This window comes from Variovorax sp. LjRoot175 (genome assembly GCF_964253805.1).
In the GTDB taxonomy this organism is placed as follows: domain Bacteria; phylum Pseudomonadota; class Gammaproteobacteria; order Burkholderiales; family Burkholderiaceae_C; genus Variovorax.
Genome location: NZ_CAXURY020000002.1, coordinates 450,719 through 467,771, shown reverse-complemented (window position 1 = coordinate 467,771; position 17,053 = coordinate 450,719). Strand labels below are relative to the sequence as shown.

Genomic DNA, 17,053 nt, shown 5'->3' with positions numbered 1-17,053 from the left:
GTTGCAGGCGGGAACACAAATTGCCTGTGATCGATCGCCCAGTTGCTCCAGATCAAGCCGCACGTGCGGCACTGCGGCATCCTTGCCACTTTGGCCGGCCTGCTTTGCAACAGACCCGGAGAGCTGTGCCAAAACGCAGCAGTGCCACGCAGCTGGTGATAACGGCCCGGCGCGCGGTGATTCGACGGAGACAACCTGCCTCGGCAGGCGCAGAGGAGACACAAGGATGTCCGCAACTCATCGTGCCTTGGTCACGAACGCCAAGACCTGGACGACTCCGTCGGCATTGCCCTTCGTGCGGCAGGCCGCGCGCACGGAGCTGATCGAGCAGTCGCATCAGCGCTGCGCCGCACTAGGGTTGACCCGCATCGAGCGCCCCGACTTCGAACCCCTGATGCGCAGCGACCTCAGCGTGGCGCGAGAGCGCAACCAGCGCCTGTTCACGCACGCGGCGCCGGTGATGGAGATGCTGTTCGAGCAGATCGTCAACACCGAGAGCATGATCGTGCTGGCCGATGCCCAGGGAACGATCCTGCACTCGGTCGGGGACGACAAGTTTCTCGAACGCGCCGGCAAAGTGGCACTGTCGCCGGGCGTCAGCTGGGCCGAGCATTCGAAAGGCACCAACGCCATCGGCACGGCGCTGTTCGAGGAGTCGCCCACGGTCGTTCACGGCGGCGAGCACTTCATCCATGCGAACAGCTTCCTCACCTGTTCAGCGGCCCCGATCTTCGATCCGCGCGGCAACATGCTCGGCGTGCTCGACGTCACCGGCGACCAGCGTTCATATCACCAGCACACCATGGGGCTGGTGCGCATGTCGGCGCGCATGATCGAGAACCAGTGGTTGTCGGACGACTTCGGCAACCGGCTTCGGCTGCACCTGCACAGCCGCGTCGAATTCATCGGCACCTTGCTCGAAGGCATCATCGTCGTCGGCGCCGATGGCAAGATCCTCGGCGCAAATCGCAGCGCGCTGGACCAGCTCGACATGAGCAGCGCGGCGCTGCGAATGCAGAGCCTGACCAGCCTGTTCGGCACCACCGTCCCGGCCATGTTCGACCATCTCCGGGCACCGCTGTCGACGCCGATGTGCCTGAGCCTTTCGAACGGCCGGCAGTTCTATGTCAAGGCCCGCTTCAATGGCACGCCGCGCTCGATGATGGCCGGCCTGGGCGGCGACGAACCGGCATCGCAGGCCGTCACGGCCCGCGAAGCCGTGCCGGTCGACGCGAACCCGCCGCCCCATCCGGCCAACGCCGCGGCCGCGCCACCGAGCGCTTTCTCGGGCCTGCACTACCTGAAGACCGGCGATATGCAGATCGAGGCGATGGTGCAGAAGGTGCAGCGCGTCCTGAACCGCGACATCCCGCTCCTGATCCTCGGGGAAACCGGCACCGGCAAGGAGTTGCTCGCGCGCGCGGTGCACCAGGACTCGAACCGTTCCAGGCAGGCCTTCGTGGCCGTGAACTGCGCCTCCATTCCCGAGTCCCTGATCGAGGCCGAGCTGTTCGGCTATGAAGACGGCGCGTTCACCGGCGCGCGCCGCAAGGGCGCATGCGGGCGCATCGTGCAAGCCAACGGCGGCACACTGTTCCTCGATGAGATCGGCGACATGCCGCTCGCCCTGCAGGCGCGGCTGCTGCGCGTTCTCCAGGAGCGCTGCGTGATGCCGCTGGGCAGCCAGAAGTCGATTCCGGTGGACATCGCCGTGATCGGGGCGACCCACCGCAACTTGCGCGAGATGATCGAGGCCGGCACGTTCCGCGAAGACCTGTACTACCGCTTGAACGGGCTGGTCGTGCGCCTGCCGGCGCTGCGCGAGCGCAGCGATCTCGGCGTCGTGGCACGCCGCATCCTGCTGACCGAGTGCCCACATGGCACGCCGGAGATCAGCTCGCACGTGTCGGCGCTGTTCAGCCGCTACGCATGGCCCGGCAACATCCGTCAGCTCGCGAACGTGCTGCGCACGGCCGCCGTGATGGCGGCCGGCGCGCCGCAGATCACCGAGCATCATCTGTCGGACGACTTCCTCGAGGACGTGCAGCGGGTTCGCTCGTCCATTCCCGCAGCCGCCCCGGCCATCACAGCCCCGGCGGCGAGCATGCCGCTTGACATGCCCGCGCCGGCGTCCGTGGACCGACCCGCCGAGCCGACCGTCGTCGCCCCGCCGGCCGAGACCGCCTACGACGGCACGTCGTCACTCACGCTCGGAGAAGCCGAGATCGAGATGATTCGCGCGGCCCTTGCGGCGGCGAACGGCAACATCTCCATTGCGTCGAAGCGACTGGGCATCAGCCGCAACACCATCTACCGCAAGCTGCGCTGGGGCAAGGGCGGCTGAACACCCGGGCACGGGAAATCCCTGTGCCATCGCTGCGCGCCACTGTCCCCGGATGGAGCAGTCGCAACACAGCATTCCCCTTGCTTGCCCTTCGATGTCGCGCAGAGCCGGCCGCGCACGCCTGCGCCTAGGGGCAAGCACCAGTTTTTTGGGCCAGCGTGCCACAGGCATGCGTCTTGCGGCACGGCGTGTGTCCTCACGGCAATCCTGCCCGGACTTTGGATGGCAACCCCAAGGAGACTCTCATGCAATGGTCGCAACCCGCATTCGAAGACATGCGCTTCGGTTTCGAAATCACGATGTACATCTCGAACCGCTGACCCGCTCGACTCAGGCGGCGGCGCATCGCATGCGATGCGCCGCCGCCGGTCACACCAGACACCCTCCCATGAAAATTCTCGTGCTCGGCTCGGGCGCCGGCGGCGGCTTCCCGCAATGGAACTGCAACTGCCGCTTGTGCGCCGGCCAGCGGCAAGGCGAGCTGAGCGCGCGTGCGCGAACGCAGAGCTCAATCGCCGTGTCGGCCGACGGCGAGTCGTGGGTACTGCTCAACGCGTCACCCGACATCGGCCAGCAGATTCGCAGCCATCCGCAGCTCCACCCGCGGCAGGGGCTGCGCGACACGCCGATCAAGGCGGTGGTGCTGATGGACGCCCAGATCGACCACGTCACCGGTCTGCTGGGTCTGCGCGAAGGCCCTTGCATCGACCTCTATGCCACGCCCTGCGTGTTCGAAGACCTCACCACCGGCCTGCCGCTGTTGAACGTGCTCCAGCACTATTGCGGCACGCGCTGGCACATGCTGCCGGTGGCGGGCGACCAGGTGAGCGCCGAGTTCGAGATCGAGGGCTTCGCCTCGCTGCGCTTCACTGCGCTGGCCATCCCGGGCAAGGCGCCGCCGTATTCGCCGCACCGTCGCGAGCAGATGGTGGGCGACAACATCGCACTGCTGATCGAAGACCTGCGCGATGGCAAGCGCCTGTTCTACTCGCCGGGCCTCGCCGAGGTGGGCAACCAGGAGCTGCGCTGGATGAGCAACGCCGACTGCCTTCTGGTCGACGGCACCTTCTGGGAAGAAGACGAAATGCAGCGTGCCGGCCTGAGCGGCAAGACCGCCACCGAGATGGGCCACCTGCCGCAGAGCGCCAGCGCCGTGCGCACCGGCATGGTCGACGTGATGCGGGCCACGCCCGCACGACGCAAGGTGCTCATCCACATCAACAACAGCAACCCGATCCTCGACGAAGGCAGCCCGCAGCGCCGCGTGCTGGAGACGCACGGCATCGAGGTGTCCTACGACGGAATGGAGATCACGCTGTGAATACCGAACTGTTCCAGAGCGCCCCACCGGCGGCCGATCAGGGCGACGCGCACGAACCGTGGAGCGCTTCGGCCTTCGAGGCCAGGCTTCGCGACTGCGAGAAGGACTATCACATCCACCACCCGTTCAACCAGCGCCTGAACCGGGGCGAGCTGCAGCCGTTCCAGATTCGGGGATGGGTGGCGAATCGCTTCTACTACCAGGTCAACATTCCGCAGAAGGATGCGGCGGTGCTGGCCAACTGCGCCGACCGTGCGGAGCGCCGACGCTGGATCGAACGCATCCTCGACCACGACGGCCGCGGCGACTTCGCCGGCAGCAATGCGGGCGGCATCGAGGCCTGGAGCCGGCTCGGCGAGGCCGTCGGCCTGCGCCGCGAGGACCTCTGGTCGCATCGCCATGTGCAGGCAGGTGTGCGCTTCGCCGTCGACGCCTATGTGAACTTCGCGCGCAGCAGGCCATGGGAAGAGGCGGCGATCTCGTCGTTGACCGAGATGTTCGCGCCGAGGATCCACGCCGACCGGCTGGCGGGCTGGCCGACGCTGTACCCATGGATCGAAGCGGACGGCCTCGCCTACTTTCGCCATCGCATCCCGCTCGCCACGCGCGATGTCGAGCACGGGCTCGAAGTGGCGCGGCGCTGGTGCAGCACGCGTGCGCGCCAGGAGCGCGCGATTGCCATCCTGCAGTTCAAGCTGGACATCCTGTGGTCGATGCTCGATGCCATCGAGCGCGCCTACCCCGACGACCTGTCGCTGGAGTCGCAGCCATGAACGCCAGGCCCAACGTGGCAACAATGTTCCGGCTGCAGTTCGAGCCGGCGCAGGACAGCTGGGTGCTGCTCTATCCGGAAGGCATGGTCAGGCTCAACACGCCAGCCGCCGAGATCCTGCGGCGCTGCGACGGTTGCCGCTCGGTGGACCAGATCGTGGCGGAGCTCGAACTCGCGTTCGGACAGCCCGGGCTCGCCGGCGACGTCTGCACGTTTCTCAGCCAGGCCAGGCAGCGCGGATGGCTGCAATAGGGGAGACGATGCAAGCCGCCGCCAACAGCATGACGATCCGGCCTCCCATGTGGCTGCTGGCGGAGCTGACCTACCGCTGCCCGCTGCATTGCGTGTTCTGTTCCAACCCGGTCGACTACGCCCGGCATGACAGCGAGATGGACACCGCGACCTGGAAGCGCGTGCTCGGCGAGGCGCGTGCGCTCGGCGCCGTGCAGCTCGGCTTCTCGGGCGGCGAGCCCCTGCTGCGCGACGACCTCGAAGCGCTGGTCGCACATGCGCGCCAGCTCGGCTTCTATACCAACCTCATCACCTCGGGCGTCGGCCTCACCGAGGCACGCGCGAAGGCACTGAAGTCGGCCGGGCTCGACCACATCCAGCTCTCGTTCCAGGATTCGACGCGCGAACTCAACGACTTCATCAGCTCGACCCGCACCTTCGATCTGAAGTCGAAGGTCGCCGCGATCATCAAGGCGCAGGGATACCCGATGGTGCTGAACTGTGTGATGCACCGTTTCAACCTGCCGCATGTGGGCCGAATCATCGACATGGCCGAGCGCATGGGCGCCGACTACCTCGAACTCGCCAACACCCAGTACTACGGCTGGGCCTGGCAGAACCGCGCGGCCCTGATGCCAACCGTCGACGAGCTGCGCGACGCCGAGGCGGTCGTCATGGTGCACCGCGAGCGCCTCGACGGCCGCATGAAGGTGCTGTGGGTCTCGCCCGACTATGCCGACGCCAAGCCCAAGCCCTGCATGGCCGGCTGGGGCTCGCTGTTCATGGTGGTGGCGCCCGACGGCAGCGCACTGCCATGCCACAGCGCGCGCATGCTGCCCGGCATCGCGTTCCCCGACCTGCGCCATGCCTCGGTGCGCGAGGCCTGGTACGAGAGCGACGCGTTCAACCGCTACCGCGGCCAGGCGTGGATGAGCAGCACCTGCGGCGACTGCGACGAAAAGGACCACGACTTCGGAGGCTGCCGCTGCCAGGCTTTCCTGGTGACGGGCGATGCCGCGGCCACCGACCCGGTGTGCCCGAAGAGCGAACACCGCGGGCGCATCGACGCCATGCTCGCCGATGCGGACACCGAACGCGCGCACGCCGGGCAATGCGGCATGCCGGTGCAGCCCTTGCGCTTCGTTCCGGGCGCGGCGAAGCAGGCCGGGCTGATCTACCGCAGCGACGAGAATTCGCGCGCGCTCTCAGCTTCGCAGGCCGGGCCATGCTGAAAGTCCACCAGCTCACCCAGCGCTACGGCGCGCGGGTGGCGCTCAACGCGCTCAGCATCTCGATCGCACGCGGCAGCTTCGCCGTCCTGCTCGGGCCCAACGGGGCCGGCAAGTCGACGCTGTTCCAGGTGCTCACAGGCCTGTTCGCGGCCGATGCGGGCGATGTGGAAGTGGCAGGCCTGTCGATGCGCAGCGACGCGCGACGCGCGCTGGCGCACATCGGCGTGGTGTTCCAGCAGCAGTCACTCGACCTCGACCTGAGCGTCGCGCGCAACCTGCAGTTCCACGCCGACCTGCAGGGCCTGCCGCGCGCAGCGGCCGCCGAGCGCATCGCCTTCGAAGCGGCGCGCTTCGGCCTCGTGGCCGACCTGGGCCGGCGCGTGCGAGAACTCTCGGGCGGCAGCCGGCGCAAGGTCGAACTGGTGCGCGCGCTGCTGCACCGGCCGGAACTCCTGTTGATGGACGAGGCCACCGTCGGGCTCGATCCGAAGTCCCGCCACGACCTCATCGGCGGCCTGCACCAGGAGGCGCGCGAGCGCGGCGTGACGGTCCTGTGGGCCACCCACTTGGTGTCCGAGGCCGAAGGCGCCGACCGCGTGCTGGTGCTGCACCGTGGCGAGTTGCTGGCCGAGGGAACACCTGCCGCAGTCACCGCGGCTCTCGGCGGGCCGACGCTCGAGGCAGCCTTCCTCAATGCCACCCGCTGAGCCGCCAGCGCATGAAGCCCATGAAACCCCTCTTCCTGCTCCCGATGCTGCTGGCGGCCACGCTGAGCGCCCCCACCGTCCATGCCAAGGACAGCGGGCTTGCCTACATCTCCAGCGAGAAGGACCATGCGATCACGATGGTCGACCTGAAGATGCTCGCCGTGGTGGGCACCATCCCGACCTGCAAGCGCCCGCGCCACATGCAGCGGCTTCGCGCCGACACGCAGCTGATGGTCGCATGCAGCGATTCCGGCCGCGCCGACATCATCGACCTGGCGAGCCGCCGCTTGGTCGGCAGCGTGCCGCTCGGCGACGACCCCGAGGTCTTCGACCTGTCGCCCGACGGCCGCACCGCCTATGTGTCGGCCGAGGATGGCGGCGCGCTCAACGTCTTCGACCTCGTCGCGAAGAAGCAGGTCAAGAGCGTGCCGCTCGGCAAGGAGCCCGAGGGCGTGAAGGTCGCCGCCGACGGCAAGCGCGTCTACGTGAGCTCGGAAGTCGCGAACCTGGTCCACGTGCTCGACACCGCCACTCTGAAGATCGTCAAGAACATCGCGGTGGGCAAGCGCCCGCGGCGCTTCGCGTTCTCGGCCGACGGCAGCGAGCTGTGGGTCAGCAACGAGCTCGGCAGCAGTGTCAGCGTCATCTCGGTCCGCGACCTGGCGGTGGTGGCTACCATCTCCTTCGAGGTGAAAGGCATGCGCGCCGACGACATCACGCCGGTCGGGCTCACGCTGTCGCGCGACGGCAGGACGATGTACGTGGGGCTCGGCCGCGCCAACCACGTGGCCTTCGTCGACGTGGCCTCACGCAAGACGAACCAGCTGGTGCTTGTCGGCAAGCGTGCCTGGGGTCTCGGACTGAACCGCGACGGCTCGCGCCTGTTCGTGGTCAATGGCCTGTCGGACGACATGACGGTGGTCGACACCGCCAGCGCCAAGGCGCTGAAGACGCTGCCCGTCGGCCGCGTGCCGCACACGGTGGTCGTCGATGACTGAGTCGCGCGCGGCACGCGCTTGCGCCGCGCATGCGCTGCAAGCCATGCGCGCCATCGTGCTGCGCGAGCTGATCAGGTTCGCGCGGCAGAGGGCGCGGCTCGTCTCGGCGCTGGTGCGCCCGGTGCTGTGGCTGGCGGTGTTTGCAGCCGGCTTTCGCAACGTGTTCGGAGTCGCCATCGTCGAGCCGTACGACACCTACATTCCCTACGACCTGTATATCGCTCCGGGGCTTGTCGGCATGGTGCTGCTGTTCAATGGCATGCAGTCGTCGCTGGCGATGGTCTACGACCGCGAGATGGGCCTGATGCGACTGTTGCTCACGGCGCCCCTGCCCCGCTGGTGGCTGCTGCTGTGCAAGCTGGTCGCGGCCGCGCTGCTGAGCCTGGTGCAGGTGCTGGCCTTCGTGGCTGTGGCAGCCTTGCTGGGCACGACGCTGCCGATGGAGACGCTATCGCTGCTGCACGCGTTCGGTGCCACGCTCGCCGCCGCGCTGATGCTTGCGTCGCTGGGGCTGCTGCTGTCGGTGTACGTGCAGCAGCTCGAGAACTTCGCCGGCGCGATGAACTTCGTCATCTTCCCGATGTACTTCCTGTCGACTGCGCTGTACCCGCTGTGGAAGCTGGAAGAGTCGGGCGCGACGTGGGTGTGGCGCGTCGCGCAATTCAATCCCTTCACGCACGCCGTCGAGTGGATCCGCTTCGCGCTCTATGGCAAGGATCCCGGGATCGCGCCGCTGATCGTCCTGGCCACGTTGCTGCTGTGCTTCACGCTGGCGTGCCGGGGCTACGAGCCGCAGCGCGGCTTCGGCACCCTGGCGCAGCGGGGGGCGGCATGATCTCGCGACGTCGCGTCCTGTTCTGTGCAGCGGCCACAGCGGCAGCGAGCGCCGCGCCCTGGGTTTATGCCCAGCCCGGCGGCGATACCTCGTTTCCGCAGCGCCCCATCTCGCTGTGGGTGCCATGGCCGGCGGGCGGTGCCACCGACATCACGCTGCGCCTGCTGGCCGACTTGGCCGGCCGACAGCTGGGTCAGAGGATCCTGATCGAAAACCGCGGCGGCGCCGGCGGCACGCTGGCGATGCCGGTGCTGCAGCAGGCGCCGCCGGATGGCTACACCCTGGCGCAGATGCCGCAGCCGGTGTTCCGCGCGCCGCACACGCAGAAGGTCGCCTGGGATCCTATCCGCGACACCACGCCCATCCTGCAGATCAGCGGCGTGACCTTCGGACTGGTCGTGCCTGCGGCGAGCGCCTTGCGCAGCGTCGACGACCTGCTGGGCCATGCCGCCGCGCACCCCGGCGAACTGAGCATCGCCACCAACGGCATCGGCACGACACCGCATGTCGTGCTGGACGGCTTGTTCGCGCGACACGGTCTGAGCTACATCCATGTTCCCTACAAGGGAACCGCCGAGCAGATGGTGGCGGTGGCCTCGGACCAGGTGATGGCGGGCGTCAACTCCAACGGTTTCGCTCCCTATGTTGACTCGGGCCGGCTGCGTTTACTGGCGACCTTCGGCGCGGCGCGCACCCGGCGCTGGCCGGACGTGCCGACCCTGGACGAGCTGGGTCACGGCATCGTCGCGATGTCGCCCTATGGCCTGGCCGGTCCGCGCGGCCTGCCGGCCTCCGTGCTGCGCACGCTGCACGATGCGTTCAGGACGGCATTGTTCGACCCCCGGCACATTGCAGAGCTGGCCCGGTACGACCAAGAGATCGCCTACCTGGGCAGCGCGGACTATGGCCGCAGCATGCGCGAATCCTTCGCGGTGCAGCAGCGCATCGTCGAACAGCTGGGGCTGAGGTCCGGCCAGGGCTGATGCGCGGCGAGGGCCCCTGGTGCTGGCGACCGTCGCGAGCCGCTGCACTTCCGCCGCCGGTGATCCTCGGCGAACTGAATGCGCAGCTTCGCGGGTGGCCAATCCTCCGGCAGATTCGCGCGGGCTGGCGTCGCATTGCCGCGTTCTGCGCTGGCCCAATGGCTCAGCGCCTGGGCGACGTCTGCTGCAGCCGCTGGCCCTTGCCTGCTTGGGGCCCTACCGTGCCTGACGCTTATCAGCGTCAACGACCTTCGCGCGCTATTGGTGCTGTAGCGGGCTGCGCAGACGCTGCGCCTTGTTTCTCGGCGCGCCACCGTGCCAGTAGCCGATCGAAGTTGTCGTCGAACGCGCGCCTTTGCAAACGCTTCGGCGACGGACGAGCAATACGCCGCCGATGCCATGTCCAGCAGCTGGCGCGATGCCGTGCGGTCACACGCCAGGTAGACCTGCTTGAGTTCATCGATGGGCACCGAAGCGAGTTTGTTCGTACCCGCCTGCGCGAATGCCACCTCCGTCCTTAGGGCGGTGGCATCGATCCTGGAAGCCACGGAAGAGTCTGGCCAGTGGCGCGAACGCCGACTGCGCCGCCGCCCACAGGCGTTCGCTCCCCGGTCTCGCCGGCGCGCAAGATTGACCCACTGTTCCGCCCAGCAGCTGTGCGTGCAGCGACGCCGGCGCGGCCATCGGCGCTTCCTCCATCAACGCCGTGGTCCTCGAAGGTCGCGCGGACAATGTCGGTCCAATCGGTGCGTTCATATGGGGCCCATCAGCGGGTCGAGTCAACCTGGCACCGCATGCACGGGCCGTGCCTGGTTTGCCAACCGGGCCTCCACTGCGGTTGTGATGGAGGCATGCGGTGGTGCGCGACAGCTGGTGCGGCTGTCACGCGTGGTCACCAAAGGTCGCCCTCACCAGATCCTGTATGCGAATCTGCAGTTGGCATTCTGTACGGCGGCAAGTTCTACGATTAGCCAGCCAATCGAAGGGACCGCTTCGATGCCCGCACGCCGACGGGTGCTCATTGCGGTCCGAACGAGAAACAGGAATGCGCGGCAAGTTTCAGCCGGGCTTGGGCGCCCACGCGCTGCACCAGCCCGGGCCTGCGATCTGCTTGCGCCCGAACATCGCGCAGCCGCCCCATTCGTCGGAGGTACTGCCCTGGAAGAAGGAGCAGTTCGTGCAACGCTGCGTGGCGCTGTGCTTGGGAAAGCGCTTCTTGTCCACCTTGGCGGTGTCGTGCTTGTAGCCGAGGGCCTGGGCCGTCTCGTCGGCCTCGTCGACGCGCGCCGGTGCGGCTTGCGTGACGGCTGAGGATGCAAGCATGGCGCAGCCGCTTGCAAGGGTTCGAGTGATGAAGATGCGCCGCGTCGTGTCTTTCATCTCAGTCTCCGACAACGTTGGTCTTCGCCGCGATCGCAGCACTGGTGGTCTTGGGAATCTTGAACACCCATACCATCCCGCCCTGTTCGAGCAGGTTCACCTTCTTGGCCACCTCACCGCCCCACAGGGGCACGGCGCCGCCCCAGCCGGAGACCACGCTCACGTACTGCTCGCCGCCCTGCTGCCAGGTGACCGGCGGCGCTACCACGCCGGAGCCGGTCTGGAACTGCCACACCACCTTGCCGGTCTTGGCATCGGCCGCCTTCAGATAGCCTTCGGGCGTGCCCCAGAACACGAGGTTGCCGCCGGTGGTCAGCACACCGCCCCACAGCGGCGCGCCGTTCTTCACTTCCCACACGATCCTGCCGGTCTTCGGATCGACCGCGCGCAGCGCGCCGATGTAGTCGTCGTTGAGCGGCTTGATCGTGAAGCCGGCGCCAAGGTAGGCTGCGCCCTTCTTGTAGGCAACGGGTTCGTTCCAGATGTCCATGCCCCATTCGTTGGCGGGCACGTAGAACATCTTCGTGTCGGGGCTGTATGCCATCGGCATCTGGTTCTTGCCGCCGAGAAAGCCCGGCGCGGCGAAGACCGGGCTGCCCTTCTTGCCTTCCGCGCTCGCGGTCGGGTCGCCGGGCCGGTTGTCGGCGATGAAGTTGGGACGGCCGGTCTTCAAGTCGATGCTGCTCGCCCAGGTGATCTTCCTGACGAACGGAAATGCGTTGATCAGCTTGCCGGTGGTCGCGTCGTTCACGTAGAAGAAGCCGTTGCGATCCGCCTTGCCGCCGACGCGCTTTCCGTCCAGGTCGAAGGTCACGAACTCGTTCACGCCGTCGAAGTCCCAGCTGTCGTTGGGCGTGGCCTGGTAGTGCCACTTGATCTGGCCGGTCTTCACGTCGATGGCCACGGTGGCGCAGGAGAACAGGTTGTCGCCCTGGCGCAGGTGGCTGTTCCACGGCGCGGGGTTGCCGGTGCCGAAATAGGCGAGGCCGGTCTTGCTGTCGTAGGTGCCGCCAAGCCAGGTGGCTGCGCCACCGGTCTTCCACAGGTCGCCCGGCCAGCTCTGGTTGGTGGTGCCGGAGATGCCGTTCTCCTTGGCGTTGCCATCGGAGTCGTAGATGTAGCCCATGTGACCCTCGACGGTGGGGCGCGTCCAGACCAGCTGTCCGGTCTTGGCGTTGCGGGCCTCGACGCGGCCGACCACGCCGAACTCGCCGCCGGACACGCCGGTGAGGATCAAGCCGTTGGCGATGATCGGCGCGGCGGTAGCCGAATAGCCGGCCTTGTAGTCGTCGATCTTTTCCTTCCAGACCACGTTGCCCGTGTCCTGGTCGAGCGCCACGAGTTGCGCGTCGAGCGTGGCGAAGATCACCAGGTTGCCGTACAGCGCGGCACCGCGGTTGACGACATCGCAGCAGGGCATGATGCCTTCGGGCAACCGGTGCTCGTACTTCCACAGCTTCTGGCCGGTGGTTGCATCGAGCGCGAAAAGGCGAGAGTACGACGCGGTGACGAACATCTTGCCGTTGTGCAGGACCGGCTGGGACTCCTGCCCGCGCTGCTTCTCGCCGCCGAAGGAGAACGCCCACACCGGCGCGAGCTTGCCGACAGTGGCGACATTCACCTGCTTGAGCGGTGAATAGCGCTGGCCCTGGGTGTTCAAGCCCCAGGTCAGGACATTGCCGGTGGCGGTGGCTTCGTTATCGATCATCTTGTCTGTCACGACGGCGTGGGACGCCGTGGCAGCCAGAGCGGCGGACACGAGAACGGTCAAGAGTTTCAGTTGCATGGGGTGGTCTCCTCAAGGGTTGATCGCGGGTCGAACACGGCCTGTTGGCCGCGTCCTCCACGTTGATCGAGGGCAATGTCCATGCCATGTCGCAAACGGCTCGGTGAGCCTGCCGATGTGCCGGATGGGGTCGGCGAGCTGCGGGTTTTCCCGCGGCATTGCTACATGCTTGAGCAGTCGGGGCGCCCGTGACCGTGGCATCACGGCACACCAGCGGCCCCAGCCCCGCTGGCTTCAATGCGCCATCAGGACCGGCACGTTCATGCGTGCAAGGATCTCGCGGGTGACACCACCGAGCACGAGTTCCCGCAGGCGGGTGTGCCCATAGGCGCCCATCACCATCAGATCCACGCCCATGCTCACCGCGCACGAGAGCAAGGTGTCCGCGAAGCCGATGGTGGTCATGTACTGCTCGGCCTTTGCCTCAACGCCGTGCCGCCAAAGCCAGGCGATGGTCTCTGAAATGCAGCGCTTGGCGGCCGTTTCCGCATCACCTTCCTTGCGCAACGACACCAGCGTGACCCGCGCCGATTCGGCGAACAGCGGTAGCGCGTCGCGCAATGCCATGGCCGCCTCCCGCGTGCCGTCCCAGGCGACCAGGACGTTCTTGCCCACCTCCGGAAAATGACCGGCGCAAGGAACGATGAGCACGGGCCGCCCCGAGTGCAAGACGACCTGCTCGGGCAGATCACGCGCCACCATGTCTGCGGTCTTGTCGTGGTCTACCTTGGCGTAGTCGACCTGCCCCACGATGAGCAGATCGCTGGCGTGACCGTGATGGACAATCGCATTCACGGGCTCGCCGTCGACCAGCCGCACGTCGTACGACAACGACCCTGGCCCACGCACCAGGTCCCTGAAGACATGGGCGGTCGCCTCCGCACGCAGGCGCAGGCCGTCAGCGGCAGCCGCGATGAATTCGGTGCTGCGCATCGGATCCGCATCCATCGGCGCGGTGCCATCGAGAAGGCCCGTCGGCACGAGCCCGACCAGATGGCTGCCGTGCGCGCGGCCCAAGCGCGCGGCGAGCTCGACGCGCGCGGCACACCGCTCCGTGTGGTCCAGGTGGACGAGGATGGTTCCGATATTCATGGATCTTCCGTTCCAACGAAATGCGACCATCTTCGATTGATCGATGTTGCGGCACCTTGACATCGATCAAACGCCGCACTCGTTCTCGCACCCAGACTTCGACGCGATCGGTAATCACTTCAAGGATTCAGATGGACGACAGAGTCGACGCGCTGGACCGGACGCTGCACGCCGGACTGGCCCAACTGACGAAGGGACTTTCGCCCGCAGCGCTGATGCTGGCCTGGTCGGACTGGGCCATCCACCTCGCGGCGCAGCCGGCGCGCAGCGCGCAAGTGCTCATGATCCGCCCGCTGACGCAGGCGGTTGCGGCCGCGACCCAGGCCTTCCAACCCATGCCCGCCCATGGACCACCGACGCCGGATTCGCACGAGGACGACCGCCGCCTCGCAGATCCTTCGTGGGGTGCATGGCCTTTCAACCTGTACCGGCAGGCGTTCCACGCAGGCGGCCAGTGGCTGCGGCAGCTGACCGAAGGCGTACCCGGCGTCGAGCGTCACCACGAACAGGTCGTCGCCTTCGCGGCGCGGCAGTTGCACGAGATCTGCTCGCCGGCAAACTGGCCCGCCACCCATCCGCTGGTGCTGCAAAGAACCGCTGCGACAGGCGGGCTGAACCTGATGCAGGGCGCCCGCAACTGGGCAGAAGATCTGCAGCGGAGCCTCCAGCGCCTCCCGCCAAAGGGGGCCGAGCACTTCGTGCCGGGGCGCGACGTCGCGATCACCCCCGGCAAGGTCGTCTTGCGCAACCGCCTGATGGAACTGATCCAGTACGCGCCCACGACGGCCACGGTCCATGCCGGGCCGGTGCTGATCATGAGCGCGTGGATCATGAAGTACTACATCCTCGACCTGTCGCCGCACAACTCGCTGATCCGCTACCTGGTCGACCAGGGCCACACCGTATTCGTGATCTCGTGGAAGAACCCGGATGCGAAAGATCAGGACCTCGGCATCAATGACTACCTGGCGCAGGGCCTGATGGCGGGCCTCGATGCCATCAACGCCATCGTGCCCCGCCAGCGCGTGCATGCGGTGGGCTACTGCCTGGGCGGCACGCTGCTGGCCATCGGCGCGGCGGCCATGGCGCGCGATCAAGACGATCGCCTGGCCACCGTGACGTTGCTGGCGGCGCAGACTGACTTCACCGAGCCGGGAGAACTCGGCCTTTTCATCGACGAGAGCCAGCTCAGCTTCATGGAAGACCTGATGGCGCGCCAGGGCTATCTGGATTCGAGCCAGATGGCCGGCGCCTTCCACTTGCTGCGCGCCGTCGACCTCATCTGGTCGCCCATGGTGCAGAACTACCTCCTCGGCGAGCGAGCGCCGATGACCGATCTCATGGCCTGGAACGCCGACGGCACGCGCATGCCCTACCGGATGCACGCCGACTACCTGCGCAGCCTGTTCCTCGAGAATGCGCTCGCGCGTGGCCAGTACCTGGTGAACGGACATCCGGTCTCGCTGGGCGACATCGAGGTACCGATCTTCGCCGTCGGCACACGAACCGACCATGTCGCGCCATGGCGCTCCGTCTACAAGCTGAACCTGCTGTGCGATACCGAGATCAGCTTCGTCCTCACGGACGGCGGCCACAACGCCGGCATCCTGAGCGAGCCCGGCCACGCGCACCGCCACTATCGGATCCTCCACCGCGCCAGGAATGCACCCTATGTGCCGCCGGATGGGTACACGGCTCGCGCCGAGCAGATCGAAGGCTCCTGGTGGCCGGCGTTGCAAGTATGGCTGGCGGATCGCTCCGGACCGCGGCGCAAGCCGCCGCGCATGGGCCATGCGCAGCTCGGCTACGCCCCCATTTGCGATGCACCGGGCACCTATGTCATGGCGCGTTGACCGCGCCGTGCTGATCCCTTGATCCAGCGCAACGCTCAACCTCCATGCGCTTCCTAAAGTGATGTCACAGGCATTGCGAGCCTGAATCCAGAGCGCCACACGGCTGCCCTCCATCCACCAACGAAAGGAATCTTATGAGATCCGATGCACAACTCAGAAGCGATATCGTCGCCGAACTGAGCTGGGACCCGGCGATCACCGCCACCAACGTCGGCGTGATCGTCAAGGACGGCGTGGTCACATTGACAGGCCATCCCTCCAGCCACGCCGAGAAGTACGCCATCGAGCGCGCTGCGCAGCGCGTCAAGGGCGTGAAGGCGCTGGCGATCGAAATGCCGGTCAAACTCGCGTCCGACTACGAGCGCACCGACGCCGACATCGCCATGGCGGTGGAGCGCGCCATCGAGTGGAACGTGCTCGTGCCCGACGACAAGATCCATCCGATGGTGGAAAACGGCTGGGTCACGCTCAATGGTGAGGTCGAGTGGGAATACCAGCGCAGGGCCGCGGAAGGTGCCGTGCGCAGCCTGCTGGGCGTCACCGGCGTCACGAACCGGGTCGTCGTGAAGCCGAAGTTCACGCCGGCCGACGTCGAAAAGAAGATCCGCGAAGCTTTGGAGCGCCAGGCCGATCGCGAGGCCGAGCAGATCAAGATCGAGGTCAACGGTGCCCACGTCACGCTCAGCGGCAAGGTCCACTCTTGGGCCGAACGCAAGGCCGCCCAGGGAGCCGCATGGTCGGCGCCGGGCGTCGCCAACGTGATCAACAACCTGCTCGTCGAAGCCTGAGGATGCGCGTCGCACTGGTCACCGGCGGAACCGCTGGCATCGGAGCCGCCGCGGCCGAAGCTCTGCTGGCCGCAGGCTACCGCGTCGCCTCGAACTACGGCGCCAACACGCAGGCGGCGGAGGCGTTCACCGCACGAACCGGCATTCCCGCATTCGCGTGGAATGTGGCCGATCCGGCGGCTTGCAAGGCGGGCGTGGCCCGCGTGGAGGCCGCCCTGGGACCGATCGAGGTGCTGATCAACAATGCCGGCATCACGCGCGACGCGATGCTGCACAAGATGACGTTCGAGCAGTGGCGCGAGGTGCTCGACGTGAATCTTGGCGGGTGCTTCAACATGTGCCGGGCGGTGATCGAGGGCATGCGGGAACGCCGCTTCGGCCGCATCGTCAACATGAGCTCGGTCAACGGGCTGTCGGGCCAGGCGGGGCAGACCAACTATGCCGCGACCAAGGCGGGCCTCGTCGGCTTCACGAAGTCGCTCGCGCTCGAGGGCGCGTCCCGCAACATCACGGCCAATGTCGTCGCGCCGGGTTACACCGACACCGCCATGGTCGGTGCCGTGCCGCCCGACGCGCTGGCGCAGATCCTGAAGGCTGTCCCGATGGGGCGGCTGGCGACACCGGCGGAGATCGCGCGCGGCGTCGTCTTTCTAGCCGCCGACGAAGCCGGTTTCATCAGCGGCATCACGCTGTCGATCAACGGCGGCAAGTACATGCCCTGAGCGGCCGCA

Annotated in this window: 16 protein-coding genes; 13 read left to right on the top strand and 3 right to left on the bottom strand. The window is 67.1% G+C overall.

Features of this window, described 5'->3' with window-relative positions; genetic code table 11:
* The first annotated feature begins 226 nt into the window (after positions 1-226).
* The 10 genes from ACSQ89_RS32190 to ACSQ89_RS32145 all read left to right on the top strand — a co-directional run bounded on the left by ACSQ89_RS32190 (position 227) and on the right by ACSQ89_RS32145 (position 9,423).
* Entirely contained in the window at positions 227-2,344 is a 2,118-nt protein-coding gene (locus ACSQ89_RS32190) for a sigma-54-dependent Fis family transcriptional regulator (RefSeq protein WP_436294592.1), read from the top strand.
* A gap of 245 nt (positions 2,345-2,589) precedes the next feature.
* The gene (pqqA, locus tag ACSQ89_RS32185) at positions 2,590-2,664 is read left to right on the top strand and encodes a pyrroloquinoline quinone precursor peptide PqqA (protein ID WP_139191749.1); all 75 of its coding nucleotides are present in this window, start codon (positions 2,590-2,592) and stop codon (positions 2,662-2,664) included.
* A 68-nt stretch (positions 2,665-2,732) separates the two neighbouring features.
* Complete coding sequence (gene pqqB / locus ACSQ89_RS32180; protein ID WP_436294591.1) at positions 2,733-3,665, top strand: pyrroloquinoline quinone biosynthesis protein PqqB; 933 nt, start codon at positions 2,733-2,735, stop codon at positions 3,663-3,665.
* 8 nt (positions 3,666-3,673) lie between these two features.
* Complete coding sequence (gene pqqC, locus ACSQ89_RS32175; protein WP_436294680.1) at positions 3,674-4,438, top strand: pyrroloquinoline-quinone synthase PqqC; 765 nt, start codon at positions 3,674-3,676, stop codon at positions 4,436-4,438.
* The gene (gene pqqD / locus ACSQ89_RS32170) at positions 4,435-4,689 is read left to right on the top strand and encodes a pyrroloquinoline quinone biosynthesis peptide chaperone PqqD (protein WP_436294590.1); all 255 of its coding nucleotides are present in this window, start codon (positions 4,435-4,437) and stop codon (positions 4,687-4,689) included. The genes pqqC and pqqD overlap by 4 nt, the downstream gene beginning before the upstream one ends.
* 8 nt (positions 4,690-4,697) lie before the next feature.
* Positions 4,698-5,900 (top strand): pyrroloquinoline quinone biosynthesis protein PqqE, encoded by a 1,203-nt coding sequence (pqqE, locus tag ACSQ89_RS32165; protein ID WP_436294589.1) that lies wholly within the window; start codon positions 4,698-4,700, stop codon positions 5,898-5,900.
* Positions 5,894-6,607 carry an ATP-binding cassette domain-containing protein gene (locus ACSQ89_RS32160; protein WP_436296835.1) on the top strand — a complete coding sequence of 238 codons (714 nt, stop codon included), beginning with the start codon at positions 5,894-5,896 and terminating at the stop codon, positions 6,605-6,607. Before pqqE ends, ACSQ89_RS32160 begins: the two co-directional genes overlap by 7 nt.
* Before the next feature lie 20 nt (positions 6,608-6,627).
* Positions 6,628-7,605 carry a PQQ-dependent catabolism-associated beta-propeller protein gene (locus ACSQ89_RS32155; RefSeq protein WP_436294587.1) on the top strand — a complete coding sequence of 326 codons (978 nt, stop codon included), beginning with the start codon at positions 6,628-6,630 and terminating at the stop codon, positions 7,603-7,605.
* Positions 7,598-8,440 (top strand): ABC transporter permease, encoded by an 843-nt coding sequence (locus ACSQ89_RS32150; protein ID WP_436294586.1) that lies wholly within the window; start codon positions 7,598-7,600, stop codon positions 8,438-8,440. The genes ACSQ89_RS32155 and ACSQ89_RS32150 overlap by 8 nt, the downstream gene beginning before the upstream one ends.
* On the top strand, positions 8,437-9,423 hold the full coding sequence (locus tag ACSQ89_RS32145) for a tripartite tricarboxylate transporter substrate binding protein (protein WP_436294585.1): 987 nt from the start codon (positions 8,437-8,439) through the stop codon (positions 9,421-9,423). The genes ACSQ89_RS32150 and ACSQ89_RS32145 overlap by 4 nt, the downstream gene beginning before the upstream one ends.
* Before the next feature lie 1,059 nt (positions 9,424-10,482).
* On the opposite strand, the gene ACSQ89_RS32140 is transcribed toward ACSQ89_RS32145, so the two are convergent.
* The 3 genes from ACSQ89_RS32140 to ACSQ89_RS32130 all read right to left on the bottom strand — a co-directional run bounded on the left by ACSQ89_RS32140 (position 10,483) and on the right by ACSQ89_RS32130 (position 13,681).
* Positions 10,483-10,803: a high-potential iron-sulfur protein gene (locus ACSQ89_RS32140; RefSeq protein WP_436296834.1), complete on the bottom strand. Its 321-nt coding sequence runs from the start codon at positions 10,801-10,803 to the stop codon at positions 10,483-10,485.
* A gap of 1 nt (position 10,804) precedes the next feature.
* On the bottom strand, positions 10,805-12,589 hold the full coding sequence (locus tag ACSQ89_RS32135) for a PQQ-dependent methanol/ethanol family dehydrogenase (RefSeq protein WP_436296833.1): 1,785 nt from the start codon (positions 12,587-12,589) through the stop codon (positions 10,805-10,807).
* 234 nt (positions 12,590-12,823) lie between these two features.
* Positions 12,824-13,681 (bottom strand): universal stress protein, encoded by an 858-nt coding sequence (locus ACSQ89_RS32130; RefSeq protein WP_436296832.1) that lies wholly within the window; start codon positions 13,679-13,681, stop codon positions 12,824-12,826.
* Positions 13,682-13,812: 131 nt separating this feature from the next.
* On the opposite strand from ACSQ89_RS32130, the gene ACSQ89_RS32125 reads away from it, so the two are divergent.
* The 3 genes from ACSQ89_RS32125 to phbB all read left to right on the top strand — a co-directional run bounded on the left by ACSQ89_RS32125 (position 13,813) and on the right by phbB (position 17,044).
* On the top strand, positions 13,813-15,534 hold the full coding sequence (locus tag ACSQ89_RS32125; RefSeq protein ID WP_436295874.1) for a PHA/PHB synthase family protein: 1,722 nt from the start codon (positions 13,813-13,815) through the stop codon (positions 15,532-15,534).
* Positions 15,535-15,668: 134 nt separating this feature from the next.
* On the top strand, positions 15,669-16,322 hold the full coding sequence (locus ACSQ89_RS32120) for a BON domain-containing protein (protein ID WP_436295875.1): 654 nt from the start codon (positions 15,669-15,671) through the stop codon (positions 16,320-16,322).
* Positions 16,268-17,044, top strand: coding sequence for an acetoacetyl-CoA reductase (gene phbB, locus ACSQ89_RS32115; RefSeq protein WP_436296831.1), 777 nt, complete (start codon positions 16,268-16,270; stop codon positions 17,042-17,044). The genes ACSQ89_RS32120 and phbB overlap by 55 nt, the downstream gene beginning before the upstream one ends.
* Positions 17,045-17,053 lie beyond the last annotated feature (9 nt).